Origin of the sequence: Bacteroides sp. 214 (assembly GCF_010501015.1) — a bacterium.
GTDB lineage: Bacteria > Bacteroidota > Bacteroidia > Bacteroidales > Bacteroidaceae > Bacteroides.
In genome coordinates this window covers 57,999-75,806 of sequence record NZ_QVML01000004.1, presented here as the reverse complement: position 1 = coordinate 75,806, position 17,808 = coordinate 57,999, and the positions used below count along the sequence as shown (strand labels likewise).

At 45.6% G+C, this 17,808-nt stretch carries 11 protein-coding genes; 1 reads left to right on the top strand and 10 read right to left on the bottom strand.

Translation table 11 applies throughout. The annotated features are described in order from the left end of the window. Positions 1 to 14 precede the first annotated feature (14 nt). From D0T50_RS04855 to D0T50_RS04830, 6 genes are all read right to left on the bottom strand, one after another. Positions 15 to 1,577, bottom strand: coding sequence for a hypothetical protein (locus D0T50_RS04855; protein WP_163222384.1), 1,563 nt, complete (start codon positions 1,575 to 1,577; stop codon positions 15 to 17). A 24-nt stretch (positions 1,578 to 1,601) separates the two neighbouring features. Beyond that, positions 1,602 to 1,823: a hypothetical protein gene (locus D0T50_RS04850; protein WP_163222383.1), complete on the bottom strand. Its 222-nt coding sequence runs from the start codon at positions 1,821 to 1,823 to the stop codon at positions 1,602 to 1,604. Between the two features lie 27 nt (positions 1,824 to 1,850). Then, a complete protein-coding gene (locus D0T50_RS04845; RefSeq protein ID WP_163222382.1) occupies positions 1,851 to 3,413 on the bottom strand; it encodes a hypothetical protein in 1,563 nt (520 codons plus the stop codon). Positions 3,414 to 3,519: 106 nt separating this feature from the next. After that, positions 3,520 to 5,277 (bottom strand): AraC family transcriptional regulator, encoded by a 1,758-nt coding sequence (locus tag D0T50_RS04840; RefSeq protein WP_163222381.1) that lies wholly within the window; start codon positions 5,275 to 5,277, stop codon positions 3,520 to 3,522. 199 nt (positions 5,278 to 5,476) lie between these two features. Next, entirely contained in the window at positions 5,477 to 6,229 is a 753-nt protein-coding gene (locus tag D0T50_RS04835) for a LytTR family DNA-binding domain-containing protein (protein WP_163222380.1), read from the bottom strand. Between the two features lies 1 nt (position 6,230). Next, positions 6,231 to 7,256, bottom strand: coding sequence for a sensor histidine kinase (locus D0T50_RS04830; RefSeq protein ID WP_163222379.1), 1,026 nt, complete (start codon positions 7,254 to 7,256; stop codon positions 6,231 to 6,233). 159 nt (positions 7,257 to 7,415) lie between these two features. Here D0T50_RS04830 and D0T50_RS04825 point away from each other — a divergent pair, with 159 nt between their 5' ends. After that, complete coding sequence (locus tag D0T50_RS04825; RefSeq protein ID WP_163222378.1) at positions 7,416 to 8,060, top strand: porin family protein; 645 nt, start codon at positions 7,416 to 7,418, stop codon at positions 8,058 to 8,060. Between the two features lie 72 nt (positions 8,061 to 8,132). Here the strand turns inward: D0T50_RS04825 and D0T50_RS04820 are convergent, their stop codons facing one another. From D0T50_RS04820 to D0T50_RS04805, 4 genes are all read right to left on the bottom strand, one after another. Beyond that, positions 8,133 to 11,891 (bottom strand): family 78 glycoside hydrolase catalytic domain, encoded by a 3,759-nt coding sequence (locus D0T50_RS04820; protein WP_163222377.1) that lies wholly within the window; start codon positions 11,889 to 11,891, stop codon positions 8,133 to 8,135. Between the two features lie 13 nt (positions 11,892 to 11,904). Continuing rightward, positions 11,905 to 13,338 (bottom strand): glycoside hydrolase family 140 protein, encoded by a 1,434-nt coding sequence (locus D0T50_RS04815; protein ID WP_163222376.1) that lies wholly within the window; start codon positions 13,336 to 13,338, stop codon positions 11,905 to 11,907. Positions 13,339 to 13,356: 18 nt separating this feature from the next. Further along, positions 13,357 to 15,756, bottom strand: coding sequence for a glycoside hydrolase N-terminal domain-containing protein (locus D0T50_RS04810; protein WP_239058215.1), 2,400 nt, complete (start codon positions 15,754 to 15,756; stop codon positions 13,357 to 13,359). Between the two features lie 70 nt (positions 15,757 to 15,826). Further along, complete coding sequence (locus tag D0T50_RS04805; RefSeq protein WP_163222374.1) at positions 15,827 to 17,797, bottom strand: DUF3826 domain-containing protein; 1,971 nt, start codon at positions 17,795 to 17,797, stop codon at positions 15,827 to 15,829. Positions 17,798 to 17,808: the final 11 nt, after the last annotated feature.

The window sequence follows — 17,808 nt, the reverse complement described above, 5'->3', positions numbered from 1 at the left end:
AATAATTTGAGTTTTTAATTCCTATTGGTGGCTACCCGGCTGAAGTTGTTGGTGTACCTAAGGGGACCATTATACCCATACATGGAGCCTAACGGGTCATTATTGTTGATATTGCTTGCATTTATGGCACCTATGGCCTGGCAGCGATCAATAGCCCCCCAACCATTTCCATCAATGCAACCTACGATGCCGCCAATGTAGCAAGTTCCTGTGTTTAGGGCCTTATAGCCAATGTTGATGGTGCCGGTATAGCTGCAATTTCGTATGTTGAAGGTAGCATTGTTATTCACGTACCCCAAAATTCCGCCATACGCGCTTTCTTCACCAGAGATAGGTTCAATGTCGGTTCCTTCAATATCGACTGTCACGTGCAGGTTCTCAATAGTTACCGTTCCGCTGGCAACCTCCACATTTCCGAAGATGCCTGCGTACTGTGTTGCGCCTGAAAAGTTCATTTTGCCGCCGATAGTGTGGCCTCCGCCATCGAAACTTCCCTTGAATGGGTTGTCTTTTGTGCCTATGGGGGTCCAGTTGGCATCGGCGGGTATGTAAATGTCGGCAATAAGCTTATATTTCTGCCCGGCTGAGTTGTGACTGCCGTTGTTTACCTCCTCGGCCAGCCATCTTAGATCTACATCGTCTCTGATGAGGTAAGTTCCGTCAGTTTCCGGATCAGGCGAATCGATTATGCCAGTGGTATTGTATACATAAGCTTCGTCAAAGCCTCCTCTTTTGGGTATTTCGGCGCTGTATATATAGCCTGCTTCGTATTTTTTGCCGGCGCTGCTCAGTGTATTGTTTACGTAAGAGCCTGCTGCGTTGGACTTTGATGCGATTGATACGAATATTTCCTCTCCTACCTGAAACATGCTTGGAAACACGGCCATGTAGTATATATAGGTTTCGCTTGTAGTTGCATCTATGGCTAATGTTAGCTGTTTTGATGTTCCTACGCTGGTACCGTCGGCCTTTTGCAGGGTGCCGAGAGATTCGTTGTCCTGGGTCGATAAGGTTATGGCACGAGCGTCTTTAACCATTTTGCCGCCTCGCGTTAAATCGAACCTAAGGATTGCGGTGAGATGCTCCAGATGCACGTCGCTTGGGTCGGTCAAGGTAACGCCTTCTTTTGCCAGGAAGGTATAGTTGGCAAGGTGTTCGGTTTCGCTGGCATCGGTTTGTATTTGCCCCAGCATCTTAATGGTTGTGTCATCCCATGTATTGCCTGCCTTGCCTGCGGGGTAGAAGATGTTGTAGGGGCCGTCGCCTGCGTAATCATCTCCACTGATGGTGAAGGCTACGGGTTTGCCATTGGTGCCGTTGGCTTCGGCTTTGTAGTCGGTGTATCCGCTTTGGCCGAATACGCGCACCTCGTCGCCCTGCTTCCAGTTTACTTTGAGGATTTTTGCCACGTCGTCGTACTCGTGCGTCAGGCGTGTTTGGGCCGGGGTGTTAATTCCCAGGGTAATTGTTTTGGGTAGTTGGCTATTGCCCGTAGAATTTGGCTCTAAACTATCGCTGCACGATGCCGCGATAATTGTTGCTATCAGCATTGCGCCGATGATTTTGTTTTTTCTCATTATTATATACGTATTGTTTAATAATTATTTGCTTACAGTAAATATATCATTCAACAAGTCTTCAACCTCTTGAATCGATGAGCCCGATTGCACGTTTGTACCTCCGCTATTGCCGGTTGAACTGGAGAATGGGTTTGTTTCTCCTTCTGGCATGTTTAGGCTGTTGCTTCCGGTCATTATACTGCCTTCGTTTTGCATTGCTATGATTTCGACGGCTGGGGCCATGTATGTTTCTTGTTTTTTCATTGCGTTTTGGGTTTAATTGTTGAGGGATTAATCTTTTGTGGTAGTTATCTGGCTGTAGCTGTTGGTTGGGGCGGGAGTTTCATCTCTGTAGCAAAAGTCATAAGTAAAGCAGACATCGCCGCCATTGCTTGTTTTTATGGAGCCTATGGCCTGGCAGCGGTCGATTGTTGTTGTGGCTCCCCCCATTGCTGTCAGGTTGCCTCCGATGGTGCCAACGTAACACACTGATTGGGGTGCTTCTTTAAAGGTAAAGTCGATGGCACCAGTATAGGTGCAATTTTGTAGATTGAAGGTACCCCAGTTTTCCAAGTACCCCAAAATTCCGACATACGTATTTCGGGCGTCCGTAGTTTCAATGTCGGTACCTACCATATCGGCTGCTATGTGCAGGTTTGTGATGCTTGCTGTTGTTCCTCTTTTAATCTCCACGTAGCCGAAGAGGCCTGCGTACTGTGTTGCGCCGGAAAAGCTCATTTGCCCACTGATTGTGTGCCCTCCACCATCGAAACTTCCACTGAATGGGTTGGCTTCTGTGCCTATGGGGGTCCATGGAGTGTTACGGTCTATATAAAGATCAACAGTGAGCTTATATTTCTGCCCTGCTGAGTTGTGACTGCCATTGTTTACGTTGACGATTAACCATTTTAGATTGCCGGGTTTTTTGATGAGGTAAACTCCATCGACGATTTCGGGCTCTGAGCTTGTGGTGTAATCATTGTATTTTGAAAAGTTAGCGTTAGTTCCCGAAGTGAACAATTGGGTATTGTACACATATCCTGCTTCGTATTTCTTGCCGCTGCCCACGGTTACCAGATTGGAAAGACCATTATCTCCTATGCGTACAAGTGATATGCATATTGGCTTCCCTGCATCCAACATGCTGGGCAATACTGCCATATAGAATACGCCGGTTTCGCTGTTAGGTGCATTTACGGCTAATGTTAGCTGTTTAGATGTCCCTTCCGATGTTTCGCCAACGCCTTGCAGGGTGTTGAGGCTTTCGCCATCTTGAGTTGATAGCGTTAGGGAGCGTATTTGTTTGGCTTGGATAGGAACCACACCTACATCGAATCTGATGATTGCCGTCTGATGCTCCATCTGCACGCCGCTTGGGTCATTGAGGTCTACTGCCTTCTTTGCTAAGTAGGTATAGTCGGCAAGGTGTGCGGTTTCGCCGGCGTCGGTTTGTATTTGGCCCAGCATGTTAAGGGTTGTGGCATCCCACGTTGTGCCCGCCTTGTCTGCGGGGTAGAAAATATTGAATGATTCGCCGCTTGCTGTGCCACCGTTCATGGCTGTGAAGGCTACCGGCTGGCCATCGGTGCCATCGGCATCGGCTGTATAGTCCGTATATCCGGTTGATGCACCGAATACGCGCACCACGTCGCCCTGCTTCCAGTTCACTTTGAGGATGCTTGCGTTGGCGTCGTACTCGTGCGACAGGCGTGTCTCGGCCGGGGTGTTAATTCCCAGCGTGATTGTTTGGGGCAGTTGGCTGCCACCCGTGGAATTTGGTTCTAAACTATCGCTGCATGCTGCCGCGATAATTGTTGCTATCAGCATTGCGCCAATGATTTTGTTTTTTCTCATTATTATATACGTATTGTGTTAATAATGGGGCAAAACTATGAAAGGGGTGCAAAAAAAAGGTTGTAATTGATCAATTGCAACCAAATTTTCTTTACGATTGGAGGATTTATTTGTCGATATTGTTGCGGAAGGCGGTTGGCGAAAGGCCTGTTTCGCGCTTGAACGCGCGGTAGAAGTTGTGGCGGTCGGAGAATCCGGCGTTGAAAGCTACGGAGTCGATGGTTAGCTTGGCGTTCTGCGGATCGGACATGATGCGCACGGCTTCCCTCACGCGTAGCTGGGCGAGGTAGTTGCTAAAACTTTGCCCGGTGCAGTGGTTTATGGCAGCCGACAGGTAGGTGCGGTTTATCTCGAGACGGTTGGCAAGGTCAATGAGGGTGAGTTCGGGTTGGGTAAATATTCGTTCTTTCTCAACGAGTTGTGCAACGCGTTGCATAAGCTCAATTTCTTCGGTGGAAAGGGCGTTTTCTGTTTCTTTTTCTTTGTTTTCGATTGTATTTTGCTGCTTTGCCCAGTTCTGCGCCTTTTGTGCGAGGTGGCGATAGGCTATGTGCTTTCTTCTATACAGAATCGCCAGGGCAATGAGCAGTGTTCCGATTATAGCCAGCGCCAAGGCGGCGGTGTTGATGAGGTGTTGCAGCCAGGTGGCGCGGGTTTGCTGGGCTTTTAGCTGTAGTTGCTGGGCTTCGTGGTCTTTTTGGTGCAGGCGCTGCTCGGCGCGGGTTAGTACAAGGGTGTTGTATTGACGGTTGTATTGGTTTCGTGCTTCCTCGGCACTGTCGGCGTATGCAATTGCTTGGTTGGTGTTTGCGGTAAGGGTGTAGTAGCGTGCCATTACGCTAAAAAGTTCTTGTTTTTGGCTGTTCAGATAGGTTTTTCGGGCGTAATTGCGCGCTTTTTCTATGTATTGGTGTGCCATTTGCAGGTTTTTGGCGTCGGGTTTCAGGCAGATGGAGGCTACAAGGGTGGCCATATCTTGCGCAAAGGAGTAATCATTGAGGCGTTGCATGGTTTCGCAAGCAAATGTTGCCAGCTTGATAGCTTCTTGGTGACGACCCTGGCGTGCGTATAGCTGTGCGATGTTTCCGCGGGCAATGGCTTCCCAAGCTTCTATGTGCTGTGGCGATTCGTTGCCTTGCGGGGGAAGGGCAAGTATGTTTCGGAACTGTTTTTCGGCTTCACCGGGGTTGTTATGGTGTTTGCTTTGTATTAATCCCAGTGTGTTGTAGGTGTTTGGCAACAGGTTCAGGGTGTCGGTGTGGTTCACCTGTTCTACTATTTGCAGGAGGATGTCTTCGGCCTGGTCGTAATCCCGAAAATGGTAATACATGGAGGCCATATCGGTGTATATTAACAGTTTGTCGGGCAGTTCCTGTGCATCGACGTGGTTCAGATCGGTGTACAGTTGGTTTGCGATGTCGAAGGCTTGGGCATAGTTCTTGATGAAGTGGTAGTTGAGGTTCATTAATTCGCGCTTCACTCTGATTTGCATCAGGGTGTCGGCAGCGTTTATGGCATTTTGCTCCAGTTTCTCAAAGTCAATAGCCACACTGTCGGCGTTGTATCTGTTTCCGGGTTGATGGCGGGTTTTGTATCTGAACTTATAGGTGATGTGCATCAGTTGCGCCTCTAGTTTCCATTGGCTGGTTCCGGCTATGCGTGCTGCTTCGTTAATTTGTGCCATGAGGGTGTCGGCCTCGGACTGTTCCATAGTAAAATCCAGTTGAGTACGGTAAGTTATGAGTTGCTTAGCGTACTGGCGGTAATTTTTCTTTAGCATAGGCAGGAAGGGATTGCTTCCGGTCATACCCTGGACGATAACACTCAGGATGATGATAAGGATTAAGCGTTTGCAGATTGGCATATTGCGGTGTTTGTTCATTAAATGTTTGCTCGGACGACAAGTGTATATATTCCTTTACACTGCAAATGTAAAGAAACATTTCTTATGTTCATACATTTGTTTGGATTATTCGCAAAGGAAGAAACAACTTTGTGCCAAGCCTTAGGCACGACAGTGTCAAGCCTTAGGCAGAGGCGTGCCAAAGGCTTGGCACTAAATTCTATTTACTTATTAAGTTCTTATACACAACCGACTCCAACAGCTCGTTTCTACGAGCGGAGGCAATAGGCAGTTCTTTGCCACCAACAACGACTACTCCCCCGGATATCGTATTAATATGAGCTATATTTACAAGGAACGACCGATGGGTTCTGAAAAACATTTCTTTTGGGAGCATTTCTTCCAGCGAGAGCATTGTTTGATGAATGATTAAGACTTCCTCTTTGAAATAGAGTTTCAAGTAGTTCTGCATACCTTCGACATATAAAATATCTTCGCGCGATATTTTCCGAAAAGCATCGCCCTGACGAACATATAAATCAGGCGTCCGCTCTCCTTCATTCTGTCTGAATGATATCTTGGATTGGAAAGTTCCCTGTGCCTTGATTACTGCCTGAAAAAAACGTTGAAAAGGAATGGGCTTTAACAAATAGTCTATGACATTTAGGCGATAACCCTCCAAAGCGTATTCCGAATAAGCTGTTGTCAGGATAGTTAAAGGAGGGTTCTCTAACGATTCCAGAAAATCAAGTCCGGAAAGATGCGGCATATTAATATCAAGAAACATCAGGTCGATTTCTTTCTTTTTTAAGATACTTGCAGCTTGAAGTGCCGAAGTACAAGTCTCTTCTACTTTCAGAAAATCTATCTTCTGTATATAATTGACAATTCCTTTGATAGCAACCGCTTCGTCGTCTACTACCAAACACCGAATGAGTTGTTCTTCTGTTTGCTTTGATATGATATCGGCCATCTTATTGTATGTTTAGAATAAATTGTGAACGATAGGTCTTTTCGGTCTCTTCTATCAGAAGTTTATATCTGTCGGGATATAAAATATCTAACCGCTGTTTAGTATTGGTCAGCCCCAGTCCCGAATCGGCCTTTTTTTTGGATGTAACAACGGATTTCGAATTCTCTACCTCCAAACAAATGGTGTTTCCTTCCTGATGAAGAGTGATTGTGATGAAACCTTTTTCAAATTCATCGCGAGGTACGTGTTTGAATGCGTTTTCGATAAAAGTGATTAAGAGCAACGGGGCTATCTTCTTCTCTTTATCTTCCATTTCCCACGAACAGTTCACATCTATATTGTCGTTCCAACGTATCATTTCCACATCGATGAAGTTGCTCAGGAACTCAACCTCTTCTCTCAGTGAGATGGATTCTACCTTTGCGCTATACAGCTGATAACGTAGAATATCCGAATATTTTATTAATAACGCAGAAGATAGCTCGACATCACTCTGCATAAGCACATGGATATGATTCAATATGTTGAACATAAAGTGGGGGGTTATCTGTACCTGAAGCGTATTTAGTTGCGACTCGATAAGTGCTTTCTGTTGCTTGAGATGTGTTTCGTAAAACCGTAATCCGCAAAAGCCGAAATTAACGAAGATAATTACCAGAAAGGAATTCAGGTATTCATATAAGAAAGAATTCTCATTGATAACCAATTCGGACAAGCTGAACACTCCACTTCTTTCCAAAAATAAAAAGCCATAGAGGATGAAGGGGATAAAGAAGGCCATTAGGGCGGTGACCAAGAAAAATTGTCCGGTAAATAACAGCATCTTCCTACGTTTTATTGCCTTTTGAAGTAGGTTCCGGCTTAAATAGGTTGTAAAAGGATAGGCAGTTCCCAGAACAGAGATAGCCAGAAAGCCTCCCTCTATTACAGATGATTGGATTATGTATAATAACCAGATGACAATTCCGAAAAACACCCAAACCAGATGAATAAACCGGTCGTAGTTTTTAATATAATCGAATTTCATGATGCAAAGTTAATGGATTTCGTTCAGACCGGCATCTTCGTTCGTCATAAGCAAACCGGGTGTTGGTCAAAAAGTTTTTCCCCTTTATGGATTTGTTAAGACATTTGTGGTTTCAAATAGCTTTATAGCATATTTTTTAATTCTAAAAACATATTAGTTATGAGACAAATTATTTTCGCTTTTACTTTATTACTATGTAGTTTGCTCGCCATGCAGGCCAATGCACAAACAAAAACATCATTGGGGGTAAAACTGAATGGAAATATGACAAACTTGAGATTGATGAATATGAAAGATAGGAACAATCATTTTGAACCGGGTGCCAACTTGGGCGGGTTTGCGAAAATAGAGTTCGGCAAAAGTTTTGCTCTTCAACCGGAGTTAATGATGAGTTATACTGAAGGGGAAATAAAGGTTGGAAATGAAAAATCGAAATACGAGTATTCGGCTGTGGAGGTTCCGGTATATGCGATAGGGCAATTCAAGGCTGGTAATGGGCAGTTTTTCTTCGGGTTAGCACCTCTTGTTGGTTATGGATTTGATTCTAATGAAGCGAAAGTGAAGATAGGAAATGCTGAATTGCCCAACCTGGATGATTTTTGGAAAGTAGATTCGGATAATTATGCCAAACTGGGACTGAACCATTGGTATTACGGTGGAGCTTTGATTGTTGGTTACGAACTCCAAAATGGTTTGACGTTTCAGGCTGGATATCAGAGGACACACGACTTCCGATCGGATAGTAAAAAAAGATCTAAAATAGAGACACATACAATCAATTTGGGTATAGGCTATAAATTTTGATTTTCAATTTTCAGCATACAAAATGCCCCTTGAAACGAACTGCTTCAAGGGGCATTTTTATATTTACCCGGTTTATTTCAACAATGTTGGGTCTATCTTGGCATACTTAATTCGTTGCCGTCTCCATGTGTACACCACATGAATCATACCGTCTCGTCCCTGAATAATAGAGGGATAAGAGTATTGACTTATCGGGCTATCTTCCAGTGTCAGTAACATTTTCCAGTTGATGCCGTCTTCGGAGATGGCAATATTCAATGGAGTACGTGGACCTTTGGGAGTGCCGGGTATGGTACGGAAGTCATTATAAATCAACACGTGTCTGCCATCTTTGAGCGTTACCGCATCGGTACCCGAGTTATTGTTAGGCAGATTGGTTAATGAAACTGTGCTCCATGTGTCGCCATTGTCGCTACTCCAACTGGTGGCAAGTTGCCCATTGCGGGTACGACCCAACACTTGCAAGCGTCCATCCTTATGTTTGAGGATACTTGGTTGGATACAATATATACCATCCGACTTAGCATCGGGTTTTAACTGATTGGCTGTGAGCAAAGCCTCTTCGGTAGGAATAGGACCTACAAGACGCCAAGTCTTACCCAAGTCGTCGGATATTTCGAAGCAGAAGCGCCAGCGTGGGCTTCCTTCGCGACTGGTAGGACAGATGATACGCCCGTTGATAAATTCGGGTTTGTTCTTAATCGGACCTAAGATACCATCGGGCAGGCGTTCGCGCTTGCTCCATGTTTTACCATTGTCTTTGCTACGCACGAGGTATCCGTCCCAATCTTGTACATTGAGTCCTACCTTATAGAAGAGGATAATCTCTTTCTTGCCCGGTATCTGGAAGAGAACGGGGTTCCAACAGGCTACGGGTCCGGGTGTTTCGCGACAGTTATCGCCATCTGCGGCTTTCACCGGAGCTGTCCATGTATTGCTTCCTTTTACTTTGCGGCTTACCCAGATTACGCAATCGGGATTGCGTTCTTTTGTTCCACCGAAGTAAGCAGTAACCAAATCGCCATTTGCCAATTCAATAATGGTTGAGGCATGACACTCGGGGAAAGAAGCTTGCTCGTAAAGAAACTCATCGGTAAGTATCGCCTTGTTTCTGGTAGGAATAGCTACATTATAATGGTATGTCCCCGAGCCGATTTGCTCTACTTTGCCACCGGGCAAATGCACTTCGGCAGTGGTATTGGCAGGAACGGTAACTTCCCACTTTAATTGTGTAGGAGTTTTGCTCCAGTTACTTACCGCCTTTCCGTAAGGTGTTTCGTAAGTCACGGAAGCATGACTAAGCTCTTGTATGTCGAAGTCGGGTGCAAAAACAATATGCTTAAAGCCTACCTGCTCGCGACTACTGCGAATACCGCCCAGGTTCTCGTAGCTCCAAGAAATTAAATCGCCCAGTAGCATTACGTGGTTGGCACTGTTCATCTCGGGGTTGGCAGTGTTTCCGTTCCAGAGTTCCCAAATGGTGGTAGCACCCTGTTGCACCATATATCCCCAGCTTGGATAGCTCTTTTGAGTTGCCAAAAGATATGCCACATCGGCACGTCCCATAGCACTAAGCTGATGCATCAACCATTGCGTGCCAATTACACCAGTACTTATATGTCCGCCATTGGTGGTGATAATAGTAGCAATTACATTTTTCTCTACCTCTTCTTTATACTGTTCGGGCACCATGCCGAAAGCCAACGGAAGAATATTTGCCGTTACGGTATTATTGTCGTAAAAAGTACTATCGGGGAAGAGTTCGTGACCCGGATACTGCGAAGTACCTGCTTTCACTTGTAAGAAACGATTATTGAAAGCTTCCTTTACTTTGGCTTGCAGTCCTTCGTAACGAATAATATCTTCATTGAATCCTTGCAAGCGTGCAAAGCGAACCATGAAATCCAACATCTTATAGGTATAGGCTGTTGCTATCAGGTTGCCGTCGGTGCGACGCATAGGGTCTTTACTATGTATGAGTTCCAATGATTCGGGGGGTACACACCAGTCGCCATACTTATCTTTAGTCATGATGTAGTCCTTCATGTATTCCTTCATCATATGTTCCAACCAACGCTTCATAGCAGGATAGTTTTTCCTAATGGGAGAGATATTGCCATATTGTGTATAAAGCATATCACAACCAATAAGGAAGGTAGCCGGCCAGGTCATGTTATCCGAATAATAATTGAAGTAAGGTGGTACCACATCGGGGATACAGCCATCCTCGCGTTGCACATCACGAATGTCGTCCATCCATTTGTCAAAGAGGTTACCGCATCCGAATATAAAGCTTTCGCCCCACGAGCCCATGGCGTGGTCGCCCAACCAAGGTTGGCGTTCATTGCGCTGCGGGCAGTCTACCGGCATCCCTTTGTAGTTACTGAGAATGCCCCAGTAAGCGTTCTTATGAATCTTATTGAGTATTTCATTCGAAGAATTGAACGAGCCGTTTATTGGCATTTCGTCGCTCACAACTTCGCCTATAAAGTCATTCAGCGTAGGATTATCATATCCCACTACCTCTACATAGCGGAAGCCGTGATATACAAAGCGTGGTGCCCACTCGGTTCCTTTTGGTTCTTTACCACTCACAATATACGTATCGGTAACACGCGCGTCGCGTAAGTTGCGTACATAGAGTTCGCCACTTTCCTGCAGTTGTTCGGCAAAGCGCAATTTAATGCTATCGCCTGCTTGCCCCTTTACCTTCATGCGTATCCATCCGGCAAAGTTTTGTCCCATATCGATAATGTACTTATTGCCCAGTTTGTTGATGCTGATTGGTTTTACCTTGTCAACCACCTTCATATTCGGGCTCATACCTGCCCGCAATGTTCCGTCGGGGATGCTAACGCGCTGAGCTGGTTGCCAGTTCTTATCGTCGTAACCCACAGTAGCCCATCCGGTAAGTTCTTTATTGGCATCGTACTCTTCGCCGTCGTACTCGTTATTGCTGCGAATAGGTCCATCGGCCGTTAGTTTCCAAGTGGTATCGCTCGCAATGGTCTGGCTAGTGCCATCAGTGTACTCGATGATGAGGTTGAGACGCAATTTGGGGTAACCGAAGTTAGGGATTTTGTACGGCTTATAGTTCTGTCTCATGGTATAGAAACGTCCGTTGCCAAGAGTTACACCAATGGCATTATCGGCTGAGGAAGTCAACAATGATGTTACGTCGAAGCTGTTGTACAGTACTGTTTTGCGATAATCGGTTGGCAGGGGAGCCAATACCTGATCGCCTACCTGAGTACCATTGATATAGAGTTCGTACAACCCCAATCCGCAAATATGCACGGTAGCCTGTTTGATTTGCTTTTTCGCATTGAACTCGGTGCGTAAATAGCGAGCACTGAGTCGGCTCCAGGTTGTTTCGCGATCCCATGGAGCGGGTGCATCCATACCAATCCATTGTCCGCGCCAGTGCGTTTCGCCAAGTAGCCCCATACTCCACATAGCAGGTTCGCTCCAATTAGCGTCACCTTGCGTGGTATATACTTTTACTTTCCAATAACAGCGTTGGTTGCTTCTCATAGGTTTACCATTATAGGCTACCAAGTGCGAAGCATTGCTTGTTATCCTGCCGGAGTCCCAAAGGTCGCCTTCATCGTTCACCAATTTTTCGAGCGAGGAAGCTACCAGCAGATGATACGCTGTTTGCATCACGTTCTGTTTGTCTGATGTTATTTTCCAACTCAGTCGGGGTTGTTCGGTATCAATACCGATAGGGTTTGTAAGTTGCTCTACTTGCAGGCTACTTACAGACACACTTGCCTTTGCAAAGATGCAAAGGCAGGTGATGATAAGGAGTGTAACTAATCTGTTTTTCATGGTCGGAACGTTTTTAGTTGCGCGTAGGCAATTCTGTCCATTCTTTTTTCACATATTCTTTAGAGGCATCCACAGCAATCAACACTTGGTCATTGCCGCTCATATATCCGCTGTCGTGCTGAAAAGTGGTTACTTTATTGTCGAACTCACCAATGTAGGTTAGTTTACCACTCTTAGCGCTATACCACCACACGTTTTTCTTTGCACCGCTTACCTTCTTCAAGTCTATCTCCATAGGTTTGCCAGAGTAGTTGTACACCAGCAAATAGTCACTACCACGGGTAGCGATAGCACGATCGTAGCGTTCGCCGTTAGTACCGGCAATAACACTTTGGTCGGGCACACGCTCAAAATATGGGAAAGCAAGCATCAGGTTCTTAAGATATTTCATTTGGTTAAAACCGGGATCTTTCAATGCGTCATACCAAGCAATAGTTGCCCCATAAGCCGCACCAATACCCGGTCTATAGAATTGCATAATAGAACTGTGACCATACGTATGACCAAACGATCCGGCAAATACCGACCAATAGGCATAGCGACGAACATCCGCATCGTTCCAGCGCGTTTCGTTAGGATCGTGCAAGCCTTGTGGTATATGTTCGTAAATAGGTTCGCCATCAACAACCGGTTTCAGTGGTGCTACAGCCAAACTGCGCTCTACAAAGCGCCAACCGTCTTCTTCGGTGTTCTCTTCGATAGGATAATCGCCATCGCCTTTACGCTGACCATAGCGACGATGTCCGCTCTGGAACATATTAAAATCCAACCAATCAGCATTGTTGAACCAAGTAGTAGATATTGTTCTACCAAAGGGGTGGAACGTCATCAGGTGGTCTTTACAGATGGGACGTATGGTATTCGCAAGCATTTCCCACTCGGCTGTTTTCACATCGCCTTTAACATCGCCACCGATAAACCAGATGATATTAGGTCTATCTTTGTAGCGTTCGGCCAAGAATTTGCCATAGGCTTGTGCTTGCTTCACATCCATTGCGCCACCTTTTACTAATCCGCCCCAGATACATACCATACCGATATAGATGCCTTTCCTTGCCGCAGTATCAATGATATAATCCATGTGATCCCAGTATCCGTACACACCTTTTTTATTGATGTCTTTGAAGTTATAGCCATCGGGGTGAGAGGATTGTCCGTACACATTCATTGCAGGTACTCCATTGATAGTTTGCACCTGCACCACATTGTAACCGGCTTTGGCACATTGTTCCAGATAATAACTAGCCTCGTCTCTGTTTAAGCGTTCGGGAAGCAACCAACCTGTGTCACCTAACCAGAAGAAAGGCGTACCGTCTTCATGTTTCAGGTAACGGCTCTCTTCAGATACTTTTAGTTTGCCGTGTTCCCAAGGAATATACGCCTTTTGCGCAACTGCCCCTACTGAGAGGGCTACTAAGATTGTTAATACGATTAATCGAATGTTCATAATGTGTATAGTATTTAATTATTTTCCAATAATGGTGTATGTTTGACCTGCTTTGGTGGCAAGGTCGTACATGTATATTTTGGGTAGTTCTATCGTGTTCAACACTGCTTGCTCGTTGATGAGTGGTTGCATTACTTCGGGTGTTTCGTATAGTTCATTAGGGTTCTCGCCACTAGCTTTTTTCAAGCCTTTACCCGATAGAGGATTGGCCGACAACAAGCGACAGTTACCACCACGACGCGAAAATACACTCAGTTTCTCTATTTTTCCATCCTTCCACGACATATCGAGTTCGAAACCACCACGGGCAACAATACCTTTGATACTTCCATCTTTCCAGAGAGAAGGTAGCGCGGGAAGTAAATAGATAAACCCGTCATGACTTTGCATTAGCATTTCGATCACACCGGCAGCACAACCAAAATTCCCATCTATCTGGAAAGGCGGATGTGCATCGAACAGGTTAGGATAGGTACCCCCCATCTTCTTTTCATTACGTACCAAAGAGAGTTGATCGGTAATTAGTTTATAAGCATGATCGCCATCGAGCAGGCGTGCCCACAAGCAAACTTTCCAACCCATGCTCCAACCTGTTGAGGGGTCGCCACGAGCTATCAAAGAAGTACGAGCCGCATCAAACAATTGGGGTGTACGGAAAGGTGATATCTGATTACTTGGGAAAAGACCGTACAAGTGTGATACATGACGATGTACATCTTTCGGGTTATCCCAGTCGAACATCCACTCTTGCAATTGTCCCCAGCTTCCTACTTGCATCGGTGCCATTTCTGTAAGACGTTGCTCTAAGCGATTGGCAAATTCAGTATCTACGTCGAGTAACCGAGCCGCTGTGATAATAGAATTCCAAAGATCGAAAATCAGTTGGTTATCCATAGTACATCCACCTGCTGTGGTTGATTTACCGTTGCTACCCGCATGTGTATTCTCGGGTGAGTTGCTGGGGCATACCACCAGCCAACCGTTTGCCGGTTCGTATACCATAATCTCATCGAAGAAAACGCCCGCTTCCTTCAGTATCGGATAAGCAGCACGCAGAAATACCACATCGCCGGTATAAAGATAACGCTCCCATAAATGACGACACAACCACGCTCCACCCGTAGGCCACATACCCGAAGGCGCTCTATCTACCGCGCCTGTAATACGCCAGATGTCGGTATTATGATGCAATACCCAACCATTGGCACCGTACATGATTTGAGCAGTTTGCCGTCCTGTTTCGCTTACCTCTTTTGTCATGCGTAATAGCGGTTCGTGCAGCTCGCTCAGGTTAGCCACTTCGGCAGGCCAGTAGTTCATCTCTACGTTGATGTTACAAGTATATTTACTATCCCACGAAGGAAGCACTTTGTCGTTCCAGATACCTTGCAGATTAGCAGGCTGCCCTTCGGGTTGCGAGCTGCATATCAGCAGGTAACGTCCAAACTGAAAGTACATAGCTACCAGATAAGCATCATTGGTTTCCTTGAAGTTCTGCACACGCATATCGGTAGTAACACTGGCATATTTATCTTCGCCCAAATGGATAGAGACTCTATCCATATAACTCTTAAAGAAGGATATATGAGCAGCTTTAGAGGCTTGGTAATCTTTTGTCAATGCGTTTTCGAGGTAGCCGCGTGCACGCTCTATTTCATTACCTGTAATATCTTTATAGTTATTGAAGCAAGTGGCTATGGAAACGTAGAAAGTAACTTCGTCGGCATTCTCCACAGTAGCTACCCCATCTCTATAGATAACCTTCCCACCTTTTGACTTGCTTGCCAGTCTTCCCTGAAAACGCACTTTCCCACTCTGCTTTTCATGAGTAAAGGTGGTAGCAGATAAAGAGATACAATCTCCCTCTGTCTTAATCATCGCATCTTGGTGCGGGGTGGTAAATAGCGCATGGCAATTAATCATGCCGGGTTTACTGGCAGTGAGGCGCACAGTAACTACCTGATCGGAGAAAGAGGTTATTGTTTCTCGGCGGTAAGTTACCCCATCCACCTTGTACATAACCACTGCCCGCGCGGAGTCCAGACTCAACTCACGGTAATAATCGGTGTAATGCGAATGTCCCGGGAAGGAGATACGAAGGTCGCCGAAGGTTTGATAGGGCATACCGGAGTTCGTGTTTGCCATAACCTTTTCCGTAGCGAGCGTTTGTGCTTCGAGGTACTTACCTTGAAACACGAGTTCGCGTACTTTGGGGATGTATTCCAACGCATTAGGGTTGGCATTGTTATTAGGGCTGCCTGCCCAAATGGTTTCTTCGTTGAGCTGAATTTGCTCTACAACGGGGTTGCCATAAACCATAGCACCCAGTCGCCCATTGCCAAGAGGTAATGCTTCTGTCCACACTTGCGCGGGAGCGTCATACCATAGTTTGTACTGCTGCTGAGCTTCTGCTTTCATCGCAAAAGCAAAAGAAAAGAGGCAAACTGCAAGGAATATTTTCTTTATCATGATATAAAAATCAGAGTAATTACTTTTTAGCCGCTGCCGCTGCTTTCTTTTCAGCATTGCGTTTATCTACGTAGCTCTTAAAGAGTTGTCGCCAATTTCGACCGTTGCTATTCAAATATTGTTCGCACTTGGTTTTATATATCTCGAAAATGGCAGATATCTGATTCATATTCTTATAGTCAATCGCCCGTTCGCGCGCTTCTTTAAGATGACCGAGAATAACGGTTTCTTCTTCGGCAGTAAGATCGGGCACAATAGCGTAATATCCTTTCAAAGTAAAGGCAACCTTACCCACAGTGTATTTATCGAGAATCTGTTCTACCTGCTCTTCTGTAAGGCTCTTGCGCAGTCCACTCATCAGTTTTTCGTGCACCTCTTTGGGCATAGCAGAATCGGCTATCATTTCACGATCGAGCTTACTCAGCTTATTTCCGGTAGCAGGGTTGATGCCTTCGGGGATGGTAGTGTAAGGATGTGCGTTGTGCCAGTCGCGTACTTGACGCAGATGGTTGTATATCAGCGTACTTACATGGCTTGCTGTGCGTGCATCTTCCAGTTGCAACGAGGCAGTCCATTCGGTTGCTTTCTTCTCAAGACCAGCATCCGACTTAGCTTGTGCAAACAGTTTCTTATCGAAGTAAGCAGCTACATCGTTAAAAGAACGGATAGCTCCTTCGGGCATTAATTCACCATTTTTGCCAAAGCTGTACTTGGCCTCAAAAGATTCTATGGTAACTTTGCTTTCATCTTGCTTTGCTCTATCAAGTCCAAACGTTTCTGCAAAGAAGTTGTACACGGCATTACGTTTACTGGGACCATAATCGTGTCCTTCGTTGGCAAAATGCGCATTACTTACTTTCTCTTTCGCCCCATAGAAATCATAAATACGTTGCAGGTAAGGGAACTCCAGTTCAGGTACGCTGGCTGTCCAGTCTTTTCCATCCGAAACAATTAATAGCGGTTTCGGTGCCATCATTGCTACCAGTTCGGCATTATTCGTTCCACCACAAGCCAGTTGAATAGGCATTCCGCTTTCGCAAGGACAACCTCCATCGAAGTGTGATGCCAAACTAACCACAGGTGCTGCTGCTGTGAAACGACTGTCGAGCACAGAGAGAAGTACAGTTTGCGCACCACCACCCGAAGCACCATTCGCAGCTACACGGGTAGGGTCAATATCCTTGCGGGTAAGGGCATAGTCGAGCAAGTATAGTCCGTTAATGGCTTGTATTATGCTTGCAGCGCTGGTACGATGTGCCGCGCCTCCTACTTGCAGTGCCGACTCTCCATACCCGAAGAGGTCGTAATCAATACATACCGCACCCATACGTGCAAGGGTAGCCGAGCGTAATTGTAGGTTTTTGTTGTATCTGCCTTCGCTAAAGTGTCCGTTCGGGCAAATTATCACAGGATGTTTACCTTTCTTCGCAGGAGCATAAATGCTTCCACATACATACAAGCCCGGCAGGGTTTCGAGCGCGATGTTTTGCACGGTGTAGCCATCGAACTTACGAATCTTCGAAAGAATTGGTTTGGAATGAACACAGTGTTTTAATATGTCGTCGATGCCCAATAGATTACGTACTTCTTTACGCAATTCTTCACCTCGTGCTTCCCATGCTGCTTTATCAGCATATAGTGTATTGAGATAGGCAAGCATCTTTTTTCCATCCGCCGGTGTGCGACGTGGGTATTCGTAGGATTTTAATTTATAAGCCTCGCCATCCATTACATACTTGTAATCGAAATAGGCAAGCACGTTGGTTAGCGACTCTTCGGCCGAGTAAGGACGAATACGGAAGTCGGCAAAAGGAAGTACTTTGTTCAGCGTGTCAATATCATACTTCAATTTAATATCGAAGCGACTCTGAATTTCTCTTAACACCTCACCCAATGGGCGAGAAAATTTACCCTCAACAGTTTGTGTTTGAGCACTTGCAGCTATTGTTATACCCAACAACAGCGCAAAAAAGAGCGTGTTCCTTTTCATGTTTCTTTTGT

What these genes read in the sequence shown, in the direction of transcription:
- D0T50_RS04855 (WP_163222384.1), bottom strand. Translation starts at nt 1,577, where the DNA reads ATGAGAAAAAACAAAATCATCGGCGCAATGCTGATAGCAACAATTATC.
- D0T50_RS04850 (WP_163222383.1), bottom strand. Translation starts at nt 1,823, where the DNA reads ATGAAAAAACAAGAAACATACATGGCCCCAGCCGTCGAAATCATAGCA.
- D0T50_RS04845 (WP_163222382.1), bottom strand. Translation starts at nt 3,413, where the DNA reads ATGAGAAAAAACAAAATCATTGGCGCAATGCTGATAGCAACAATTATC.
- D0T50_RS04840 (WP_163222381.1), bottom strand. Translation starts at nt 5,277, where the DNA reads ATGCCAATCTGCAAACGCTTAATCCTTATCATCATCCTGAGTGTTATC.
- D0T50_RS04835 (WP_163222380.1), bottom strand. Translation starts at nt 6,229, where the DNA reads ATGGCCGATATCATATCAAAGCAAACAGAAGAACAACTCATTCGGTGT.
- D0T50_RS04830 (WP_163222379.1), bottom strand. Translation starts at nt 7,256, where the DNA reads ATGAAATTCGATTATATTAAAAACTACGACCGGTTTATTCATCTGGTT.
- D0T50_RS04825 (WP_163222378.1), top strand. Translation starts at nt 7,416, where the DNA reads ATGAGACAAATTATTTTCGCTTTTACTTTATTACTATGTAGTTTGCTC.
- D0T50_RS04820 (WP_163222377.1), bottom strand. Translation starts at nt 11,891, where the DNA reads ATGAAAAACAGATTAGTTACACTCCTTATCATCACCTGCCTTTGCATC.
- D0T50_RS04815 (WP_163222376.1), bottom strand. Translation starts at nt 13,338, where the DNA reads ATGAACATTCGATTAATCGTATTAACAATCTTAGTAGCCCTCTCAGTA.
- D0T50_RS04810 (WP_239058215.1), bottom strand. Translation starts at nt 15,756, where the DNA reads ATGAAAGCAGAAGCTCAGCAGCAGTACAAACTATGGTATGACGCTCCC.
- D0T50_RS04805 (WP_163222374.1), bottom strand. Translation starts at nt 17,797, where the DNA reads ATGAAAAGGAACACGCTCTTTTTTGCGCTGTTGTTGGGTATAACAATA.